The following is a 742-nucleotide window of genomic DNA, read 5'->3' on the forward strand; positions in this document are numbered from 1 at the left end:
AATACCATATACGGAATTAAAAGCATACGCAATGCTGTGAGCCAATTTCTGAAGAGCCCGGTGCGGGAAATCCGCACGCCGGGTTCCGTGGGGGTTGGGCCACCAAATGGTGGCCCTTCTACCCGGACCTCGGGGTGAAATTCCCCGGGGCTACTCACCGTGCGCCACGAAGGCGCAGGGCTGCATGAGAGCCCTAAAGCCATGCTTAATCGAAGATGAGGGAAGGCCCCTCGGAGCCGCCATACAGGTGGAGGCTTCAAACCACCGTAAGCTGCTGTGGTCAAAAGCCATGGTAGTGAGCGTTACGGAAAAGGCGAAGCAAGACTTTGTCAGGTAAGTGCCAATGGAGACGAACACCCATGAACCGCTGATAACGTGTCGAAAGCGTAGGGACGTCATCAAAACCGGGGGGTAGTCGTTAACCCGGGATAAATCTGGAGGAAACCTGTTTACCGTCCAGGTGGTGACCGGCATGAAGGCGGCGTGAACGTGGCACAGGCTTCGGTTAAGAACGTGGGAACCTGCCCTCCGATGCCAAGGGAAAACTCCAAGCGGAAGACCCGCAAGGACGAAAGTACCGATGCGGAGTGCAGGGGCGGAACAGCCCGTAGTAGCGACGAAGCTCCGTAATGGGAGTGGAGCGAAGGGGCTGTGTTATCCAGTTTTGAACAATGGTCAACCGCAAGGGAGGAGCCAATGAACAAAACAAAGTCGTATGATATCTCCAAGCACGTGGTGTTGG

2 protein-coding genes are annotated in these 742 nt (G+C 55.7%); both read left to right on the top strand.

Going from position 1 to position 742, the window contains the following annotated elements:
- The first annotated feature begins 184 nt into the window (after positions 1 to 184).
- Positions 185 to 337, top strand: coding sequence for a hypothetical protein (locus tag Pmgp_RS19525; protein WP_205078119.1), 153 nt, complete (start codon positions 185 to 187; stop codon positions 335 to 337).
- Positions 338 to 489: 152 nt separating this feature from the next.
- Complete coding sequence (locus tag Pmgp_RS20000) at positions 490 to 630, top strand: hypothetical protein (RefSeq protein WP_192903045.1); 141 nt, start codon at positions 490 to 492, stop codon at positions 628 to 630.
- Positions 631 to 742: the final 112 nt, after the last annotated feature.

This window comes from Pelotomaculum propionicicum, assembly GCF_004369225.1.
Lineage (GTDB): Bacteria > Bacillota > Desulfotomaculia > Desulfotomaculales > Pelotomaculaceae > Pelotomaculum_B > Pelotomaculum_B propionicicum.

What these genes read in the sequence shown, in the direction of transcription:
- Pmgp_RS19525 (WP_205078119.1), top strand. Translation starts at nt 185, where the DNA reads ATGAGAGCCCTAAAGCCATGCTTAATCGAAGATGAGGGAAGGCCCCTC.